Raw genomic sequence first — 9000 nt, forward strand, 5'->3', positions numbered from 1 at the left:
CCTCCTCCTACTCGATTGTTTTGAGATTAAGGATATTTTCAATGGCTACTCCACATATTAATGCTGAAATGGGTGATTTCGCTGACGTAGTTTTAATGCCAGGCGACCCGCTACGTGCTAAATACATCGCTGAAACCTTCTTAGAAGAAGTGGTTCAAGTGTGCGACGTTCGCAACATGTTTGGTTACACCGGTACTTACAAAGGTCGTAAGGTTTCGGTAATGGGACACGGTATGGGTATTCCATCTTGTTCTATTTACGCGACTGAGCTGATCAAAGACTTTGGTGTGAAGAAGATCATTCGTGTGGGTAGTTGTGGTGCAGTGAGCGAAGATATCAAAGTGCGTGATGTGGTGATCGGCATGGGCGCATGTACTGACTCTAAAGTGAACCGTATTCGCTTTAAAGATCATGACTTTGCGGCGATTGCGGATTACAAAATGGTGCGCGCGGCAGAAGATGCAGCCAAAGCTCTCGGTATCGGCGTAAAAGTCGGTAACCTGTTCTCGGCTGAGCTGTTCTACACGCCAGATCCAGAGATGTTCGAAGTAATGGACAAATACGGCATTGTTGGCGTAGAGATGGAAGCGGCTGGCATCTATGGTGTATGTGCTGAATACGGCGCAAAAGCTCTAACGATCTGTACTGTTTCTGACCACATCAAGACTGGTGAGCAAACGACATCAGATGAACGTCAAACGACTTTCAACGACATGATGGTTATCGCACTAGACTCAGTGTTGCTTGGTGACCAAGAATAATCTTGATTTGTCTTAGCTTGATAAGTTAACAGATAACAAAAAGCCCCGTTGCTGCCTGAGCGTCGGGGCTTTTTATTGGATTGCTGTACTTATTCTGAGTCTAGTATTTATTGTCAGCCTAGTGTGTTTATGAGCTTACATTTTTCAATAGTAAGTTCTCACCAGACTTAGTTGGTCTTCTGCGAATCAGCATGATGAACAACACGCCACTCACAAACCCCATCAACACCATACCGATCATGTAGCGATCACTTTTGCGGTAGTGGTGATCAGAAATCGCCGTCATCTTACCGGTTTCAAAAGTCACTCGAATAAAGCCGATGATCGTTTTCTCTGGAGAATAAATAGGTTCAACTAACTGTTGTCTGCCGATACTTGCTGTTGAAAGTGGTGTATCTAAGCCAAGAACCTCACGTACCGAGAGGGCTTTTTCGCTCGAAGCCAGTCGAATACCCTCTGCATCATAGATGGTGGTATCGAACACCAGTCGGTCTTGAGATAGCTGGTTAGTCAGATCAAGCAATCGCTCTTGGTCTTGTTGCGTGATCATCTTGCTGGCTGAAAGTGATGCCTGAGAGATAAGCAGCTTGGTAAGAGTTTCCAACTGTTTTGCTTGGATCTTCTCGTTACCTTTACTGATCACGACCGTATTTTTAATCGTTACAACGAACATGGTAGCCAACAAAATGAGGGCTAGCATTCGTAAAGCGTTACGTATTGAGAACAATGATTCATTCATGTTTAACGAAGCCTGAAATAAACAAATGTTATGATTAAGACATATTGAGACTTGCGTTTTCAAATTGCAATAGGTTAACGTTTAGCATAGTTAATTAGGAATCATACACATGGACGCTCAGAAATATCTGCCGATAAAAAGGCATACGACATTATTAACTCGACTCCCCGAGACTCGTTTCGCTTCTCAACTCGCTAAATCCAAGGCCAATTGGATTGTGTTTGGTGAGTACCTATCTCCACAATCTTTCGATGACATCGACTTTTTCACTGGCACTTACAACACCATCCTCGATACGTGGAAGGTTGGGCATTATGAAGTGGCTTTGATGTCAGGCAATCTAACGCCAGCACACGAAGAAATCCTCCAAGCGCTAAAGCTTGATTATGCTTGCCTTAGCGAGGTCCCAGACTTATCTAAGCCAGGTTTGATCGTGATGGATATGGATTCCACAGCGATTCAAATTGAATGCATTGATGAGATTGCCAAGCTAGCTGGAGTGGGAGAGTTAGTCTCTGAAATCACAGAACGAGCGATGCAAGGCGAGCTCGACTTTGAACAGAGCCTGCGCCAACGAGTAGGAGCACTGAAAGGTGCGGATGAGTCGATATTAGAGCAAGTGCGTCAGTCATTGCCATTCATGCCAGACTTGGTCGGGCTGGTGAATACTCTAAATAAGCTTGGCTGGAAAACAGCGATTGCATCAGGAGGTTTTACTTACTTCTCTGACTACCTGAAAGATACCCTTGATCTAGACCATGCTCAATCAAACACGCTTGAGATCGTCAACGGTAAGTTGACGGGTGAAGTCTTAGGCGATGTTGTTTCGGCGCAGACCAAAGCGGATATCTTGGTAGAGTTGGCTGAAGAGTACGAATTGGAACTACATAATACCGTTGCCGTTGGTGATGGTGCCAATGACTTGGTGATGATGGGCTCTGCAGGTTTAGGCATTGCCTACCACGCAAAACCAAAAGTAGAGCAGCAAGCTCAAACTGCTGTTCGTTACGCAGGTTTAGGCGGTGTGCTGTGTATCTTGTCGGGTGTATTGGCTAAGCAACAGAAGATCAGCTGGCAAGCGAAACCTTAGGGGCTCTACCTAAGTGCTATTGGCTATGTATCTTATTTAGCAATAGTGGCTCAGACACAAAAAAAGCAGGCTATCAGCCTGCTTTTTCAATTTTCATGCTTAAGTTAATACGCCACTCGAGGCTAGCGTGTTAGCTCCAATCGAATCAGCACTTCATCGGTAATGTCCTCTATCTCGCCATAACCGATAAACGCCGTCACCTCATTCTCTAGCTTCTTAGCTTGATGCATACTGATGCGTGAAAGCTCTTCTAAATCCGACTGGAATAAACTCGTTAGCGGATTAAAGATAGGTGCCGTGGTGACTCGCAATACATACACATCACCTAAGTGCTGCGCTTTCTTGATGAATAAGATGCGTTCCTTTGCTGAGGCGAAGTCTTTGACCAACTTGGTGTGTACCGACTGGATTTTGTCGCCAAACTTCACTGCAGCAATGTACACGTCATGATGCTTAGGCTCCGCACCTTCAATTCTTTTTAGTGGCTCAGCCAACAGTGAGTTGGTGTGACCCTTGAAGATTGGCTCGAGTGAGAACTTTTGGTTGTGACCAAGTTTAGCAAGTAACGTTAGATGCTTATTCAGTGGGAAATTCACACCAATGATCTTACAGCGCAGCGTTGAACTTGGCTTATCAATGAATATTGGGTTACTGACCATCTTGCTCAACAAAATGTTGTGCAGTGATTCGAGTAGCGAATGTGTTGGCAGTATCTCTTGCTTCTTAATCAGCTTACTTTGGTTTTGATCGATAAGCCCATTAAGGAAAGCGATGGTACGCATTGTCTTGGCGTTCTCGGCAATAACCAACTGCACGTTGCGACCATTCGGACTCACTCGAATTACGTGGTAAGGCACTGTGCTCAGTGGCAGGTTCTTGTCATAGAGCTGCAGTTCATTGAAGTTCACTAATACCGGATCATTAATCTTGAATACCATTGGGTGTTCAAGGCTAATGCTCAGTCCACGCTTCGAAATATCTAAGGTGTGTCCGTTCGCCGCTGTGCCATCTTGTGATGTAAGTTGCAACGGTGACTTAAATTGGTATCTCGGCTCTTTACGACGAGTCTGAGAGTCAAAGTAGATGCTTTGAATATTGCCGACGACAGTACGCGGGTGACGGAAGCGGTTCAATTCACTGCTTGGAATGCGTGGCTTTTCACTCAGAAGATAGTCCGCCGCACTTTCGTGATCGCCAATCTCTTGCAAGATTCCGCAATGCGTCAGTTGAGCTGAGCTTTGAGCCAGCGTATCCGAGTGTTTAGCTAATGCTTGTCGCTCAGTGTCTGAAAGTTCGAAAACCGAGAACTTGAACGCCTTCCAACTTTTACGTTTGCCACCGATGTGCCAGAACAGCTGTCTTTGTTCACGAGAGGCTTCAGGCAGCATCATTGAATAGAACAATGTCTTGTTTTGGTGTTCATGGGTAAAAGAGTAGATAACGTTACTGGTTCCCTTCACTCCTGGTTTCGCCAACAGGTTCATACGTTGCTCGTTGAACAGGGTACCCAGCGCTTGTTGATTTCGTTCGTCGTGCCAATATTGCCATAATGGATGGTTGTTATCCGTCAGTAGGGCAAGCTTTAGTTCGCTGCCGCTGAAAAACAGGGGTAGGTTACAAGTATGCTTTAGATAGGTATGTTCGATTCCTCGAGTACGAGTTCGAATAATCCTATCTTGATTCTCATGGCTGGTTTTCTTACTGGTGCTATTTAAAGACTCATCGAGTAAGCGAGCCACAATATTGTTGTCGCTTACCTTGATGGTTCTTAGAAATTTGACCGCGTTGTTCTCATAAGATTCGTCGATACCCAAAACACGAAATTCAACCGCTTGGTTAACATCGTTTTCTTGGGACTTTTCGATAAGCTCTGAGAACTTAACGCTGATGATCTCGCCGAGGTTGTATCGAAAGGCGCTCGGTACTTTGAACTTTGCACCCGACGGGGAGATATCAACCGTTACACCATGTAGGCTTTGCCCTTTCGATGTGGTGATCTCGACCTGCGAGCTAATCTTGAGTCTGTTCTCTTGGCGTTTTAAGTCGTAACCTAGGTTAATAGCTTCCGCTTCGTACGGGCTATTGGCGCTAGTAATGTCGTGGTTACCTTGAGAAGATGTTTTAACAACGCTCAGAGGCTGAGTTCGCGGAGTCATTACTAACTCCCATGCGCCTTCTGTGTAACCTTTAAACTTTTTCGTACCACGTTGATATGCGTTTAAAGCGATATCATCGAGCCAGTGCTTACGGCCATCGAGAGTGAACTGACGACACTCATTATCAATACGCCCGCGTAAATCAATGCTCTTTGTACACGGAGCCATGATACGATTCAGTTCCATTTTAACGAGCAGCTTCAGAGACGGCGATTCCCCTTCTGTCATTTGAGAAAGAAGGAATTCGAAATCTTCGGCGTGGTAAGCCGGGATTAAACGTTCTGCTACAGATAGAATTTCAGATTGCTGCATACTTTTCTTGTTAGAATGGACGGTGCGTTTATGTTATCGACTAGTTTAAATCGATCTTTAAGTATAAGTGGTATGACTGCAACTTTTATTTTCATCCGTACGGTCAAATAAGTCACAAATTGACAACATCATTGTGTAATTGAGTAAATTATTGAGGTTTTATGGCGAAGGCAAAGCGAGCTTATGTGTGTAATGACTGTGGTGCCGATTTTCCACGTTGGCAGGGGCAGTGCAATGCATGTGGTGCTTGGAACACGATTACAGAAGTTAGGTTAGCCGCTTCACCTCAGGTCGCACGTAATGAACGATTGAGTGGTTATGCGGGCGGTGCAACTGAATCTTCGGTTCAAACGCTGTCAGAAATCGATCTGCAAGAAGTCCCACGTTTTAGCAGTGGCTTTAAAGAGCTAGACCGCGTACTTGGTGGTGGTGTCGTACCGGGTGCTGCGATCCTGATTGGTGGTAACCCGGGTGCCGGTAAATCAACGCTGCTATTACAAACCATGTGTCAGCTTTCTTCTCAATTACCGACTCTCTATGTAACCGGGGAAGAATCTCTGCAACAAGTCGCGATGCGTGCGTCTCGACTTGGATTGCCAAAAGAGCACCTAAAGATGCTCTCAGAAACGAACGTGGATAAGATTTGTCAGGTTGCAGAAAAAGAACAACCTAAGATCATGGTTATCGACTCGATCCAAGTTATGCACGTTGCGGATGTTCAATCTTCTCCGGGCAGTGTTGCACAGGTTCGTGAATCGGCAACCGCATTAACGCGCTACGCAAAACAGAATAACGTTGCTGTGTTCTTAGTTGGACACGTAACTAAAGACGGCACCTTAGCAGGGCCAAAAGTACTTGAGCACATTATTGACTGTTCTGTTTTATTAGATGGCGGAACCGATAGCCGTTTTAGAACGCTACGCAGCCACAAAAACCGTTTTGGTGCAGTGAATGAACTGGGTGTGTTTGCGATGACAGGCCAAGGGCTAAAAGAAGTCAGCAACCCATCCGCTATCTTCTTGTCTCGTGGTGAAGAAGAAACCTCGGGCAGTTCTGTCATGGTGGTGTGGGAAGGGACGCGTCCACTTCTTGTCGAAATCCAAGCGCTGGTGGATTATTCACAGCTGGCTAACCCACGTCGCGTCGCTGTCGGCCTAGAGCAAAACAGGCTTTCTTTGTTATTAGCGGTGCTGCATAAACACGGCGGCTTACAAATGGCTGACCAAGATGTGTTTGTGAATGTCGTCGGTGGTGTTAAAGTAACCGAAACCAGTGCTGATCTTGCGTTGGTGATGGCTCTACTTTCTAGTTTCAGAGACCGCGCATTACCAAAAGATGTGGTGGTATTTGGAGAAGTAGGCCTAGCGGGTGAGATTCGACCTGTACCGAGCGGACAAGAGCGTTTAAATGAAGCATTTAAACACGGCTTTAAGAAAGCGATTGTACCGGCGGCTAACATGCCTAAAGGTGGCATTCCAGGAATGCAGATCCACGGTGTGAAAAAATTATCGGAAGCAATTAATGCTTTTGATGAGTTGTAATTGAACTCACTTCAGCTACTCTATACAGCAGCAATTCAGCCTAACCTTAACGCCGATTAGGCTTTAGGTTAGCACTATAATTAACAATCATTTAGATTGTTACTACTGAGTGCCTTTTTCTATATGTTAGAAAAAGGCAAAGTTTTTTAGTCCCAAATGCATGCAAAGCTATCAGTCTTCACAGATTGTGATATACTCTGCGCGCATTTTATATCCTATTAACAGAGTAAGACAATGGCAGATTTATCGAAATACAGAAACATTGGTATTTTCGCGCACGTTGATGCGGGTAAAACAACTACCACTGAGCGTATCCTTAAGCTAACTGGTCAAATCCACAAGACTGGTGAAGTACATGATGGCGAATCAACGACTGACTTCATGGAACAGGAAGCTGAGCGCGGTATTACTATCCAATCAGCAGCTGTAAGCTGTTTTTGGAACGATCACCGTCTAAACGTTATCGATACTCCTGGACACGTTGACTTCACAGTTGAAGTATACCGTTCTCTTAAAGTTCTTGATGGCGGTATCGGTGTATTCTGTGGTTCTGGTGGTGTTGAACCTCAATCAGAAACTAACTGGCGCTACGCTAACGAATCAGAAGTATCTCGTCTGATCTTCGTTAACAAACTAGACCGTATGGGTGCAGACTTCTACAACGTTGTTGACCAAGTTAAAAACGTTCTAGGTGCAACTCCTCTAGTAATGGTTCTACCAATCGGCCGTGAAGACGAGTTCGTTGGTGTTGTAGACCTACTAAGCCGTAAAGCATACGTTTGGGATGACACTGGTCTTCCTGAAAACTACGAAATCAAAGATGTTCCAGCGGACATGGTTGATGACGTTGAGCAATACCGTGAAGAGCTAATCGAAACTGCTGTAGAGCAAGACGATGACCTAATGGAAGCTTACATGGAAGGTGAAGAGCCTTCTATTGAAGACGTTAAGCGTTGTATCCGTAAAGGTACTCGTGATATCGCATTCTTCCCAACGTTCTGTGGTTCTGCGTTCAAGAACAAAGGTATGCAACTTATCCTTGATGCTGTAGTAGATTACCTACCAGCACCAACTGAAGTTGACCCTCAGCCTCTAATGGATGAGAACGGTGAAGAAACTGGCGAACACGCTATCGTTTCTACAGATGAGACTTTCAAAGCGCTTGCATTCAAAATCATGGATGACCGCTTCGGTGCTCTAACTTTCGTTCGTATTTACTCTGGTAAACTGAACAAAGGTGACACGATTCTTAACTCATTCACTGGCAAGACTGAACGTGTTGGCCGTATGGTTGAGATGCAAGCTGATGACCGTAACGAACTAACTAGCGCACAAGCTGGTGACATCATTGCGATCGTTGGTATGAAGAACGTGCAAACTGGTCACACTCTATGTGATCCTAAGCACCAAGTAACGCTTGAGCCAATGGTATTCCCAACTCCAGTAATCTCAATCGCTGTATCTCCAAAAGATAAAGGCGGTTCTGAGAAAATGGGTATCGCTATCGGTAAAATGGTTGCAGAAGATCCATCTTTCCAAGTTGAGACTGACGAAGAGACTGGCGAAACTATCCTGAAAGGTATGGGTGAACTTCACCTAGACATCAAGGTAGATATCCTTAAGCGTACATACGGCGTTGACCTAACTGTAGGTGCTCCTCAAGTTGCTTACCGTGAAACTATCACTCAAGCAATTGAAGATAGCTACACGCACAAGAAGCAATCTGGTGGTTCTGGTCAATTCGGTAAGATCGATTACCGTATCAAACCAGGCGAAGCAGGTTCTGGCTTCAAGTTCAACTCTGTAGTTGTGGGCGGTAACGTTCCTAAAGAATTCTGGCCTGCAGTTGAGAAAGGCTTCGCATCTATGATGGAAAACGGCGTACTAGCTGGCTTCCCAACTCTAGACGTTGAAGTTGAACTTTTCGATGGTGGTTTCCACGCAGTCGATTCATCTGCTATCGCATTTGAAATCGCAGCGAAAGGCGCATTCCGTCAATCTATGCCTAAAGCTGGTGCGCAACTTCTTGAGCCAATCATGAACGTTGACGTGTTCACTCCAGACGATCACGTTGGTGATGTTATCGGTGACCTTAACCGTCGTCGTGGCATGATCAAAGATCAACAAGCTGGCGTTACTGGTGTTCGTATTAAAGCTGACGTACCTCTTTCTGAGATGTTCGGCTACATCGGTCACCTACGTACTATCACTTCTGGTCGTGGCCAATTCTCTATGGAATTCGCACAATACGCACCATGTCCAACTAACGTTGCTGACGAAGTGATTGCAAAAGTTAAAGCAGAAAAAGAAGCTGGTAAGTAATTAGCCCTTTTCTCAATTAGCTAAAAAAGCCCCGCAAGTGAAAGCTTGCGGGGCTTTTTATTGGTTCATCGCGGCTTTC

General features: G+C 45.1%; 6 protein-coding genes. 4 read left to right on the forward strand and 2 right to left on the reverse strand.

Annotated elements, in window-relative coordinates; all coding sequences use genetic code 11:
- The first annotated feature begins 41 nt into the window (after window positions 1–41).
- Entirely contained in the window at window positions 42–761 is a 720-nt protein-coding gene (gene deoD / locus AB4517_RS15855; RefSeq protein ID WP_372148665.1) for a purine-nucleoside phosphorylase, read from the forward strand.
- 127 nt (window positions 762–888) lie between these two features.
- On the opposite strand, the gene AB4517_RS15860 is transcribed toward deoD, so the two are convergent.
- Complete coding sequence (locus tag AB4517_RS15860; protein WP_076655999.1) at window positions 889–1500, reverse strand: YtjB family periplasmic protein; 612 nt, start codon at window positions 1498–1500, stop codon at window positions 889–891.
- Between the two features lie 109 nt (window positions 1501–1609).
- Here AB4517_RS15860 and serB point away from each other — a divergent pair, with 109 nt between their 5' ends.
- On the forward strand, window positions 1610–2590 hold the full coding sequence (gene serB, locus AB4517_RS15865) for a phosphoserine phosphatase (protein WP_017058828.1): 981 nt from the start codon (window positions 1610–1612) through the stop codon (window positions 2588–2590).
- A 122-nt stretch (window positions 2591–2712) separates the two neighbouring features.
- Here the strand turns inward: serB and AB4517_RS15870 are convergent, their stop codons facing one another.
- Entirely contained in the window at window positions 2713–5058 is a 2346-nt protein-coding gene (locus AB4517_RS15870) for a PilZ domain-containing protein (RefSeq protein ID WP_017072102.1), read from the reverse strand.
- A gap of 161 nt (window positions 5059–5219) precedes the next feature.
- Here AB4517_RS15870 and radA point away from each other — a divergent pair, with 161 nt between their 5' ends.
- Both radA and fusA read left to right on the forward strand, forming a co-directional pair.
- On the forward strand, window positions 5220–6599 hold the full coding sequence (gene radA, locus AB4517_RS15875) for a DNA repair protein RadA (protein WP_017063288.1): 1380 nt from the start codon (window positions 5220–5222) through the stop codon (window positions 6597–6599).
- A gap of 234 nt (window positions 6600–6833) precedes the next feature.
- The gene (gene fusA, locus AB4517_RS15880; protein WP_017058825.1) at window positions 6834–8921 is read left to right on the forward strand and encodes an elongation factor G; all 2088 of its coding nucleotides are present in this window, start codon (window positions 6834–6836) and stop codon (window positions 8919–8921) included.
- Window positions 8922–9000: the final 79 nt, after the last annotated feature.

The sequence above is a fragment of the Vibrio sp. 10N.222.52.C3 genome (assembly GCF_041474195.1).
Lineage (GTDB): Bacteria > Pseudomonadota > Gammaproteobacteria > Enterobacterales > Vibrionaceae > Vibrio > Vibrio crassostreae_C.